Below are 260 nucleotides of genomic sequence, written 5' to 3'. Positions count from 1 at the left end.
CTGAAGTGCGGCAGCAGCACCACCGCAATCGCCGGCGCGAGGAAGTTCGACAGCCCGGCCGACAGGTTATAGACCGAAATCGCCGCCCCTTTATGATTTGGCTCCAGCGCCGGGAATACCGCCGCCATCGGCACAAACGCCGCGACGAAAATCCCCAGCGCAATCGCCGGCACCAGCGCCATGGCGAAGTTATGGCCGAAGTGCTGCGGCAGGTAGTAAAACGCCAGGCTCGACAGCGCCATGCCGATGCAGCCGAACCA

The 260-nt window shown here is 63.5% G+C and carries 1 pseudogene; it reads right to left on the bottom strand.

Annotated elements, in window-relative coordinates:
- Window positions 1-260 (bottom strand): annotated as a pseudogene (locus PGR79_RS23860) (cytochrome C biogenesis protein CcdA); the annotation flags it as partial.

The sequence above is a fragment of the Klebsiella sp. 141161 genome (assembly GCF_050600815.1).
Taxonomy (GTDB): Bacteria; Pseudomonadota; Gammaproteobacteria; order Enterobacterales; family Enterobacteriaceae; genus Klebsiella; species Klebsiella aerogenes.
Note: the sequence above shows the minus strand (reverse complement) of the source record. Positions and strands in the feature narration are given on the sequence as shown.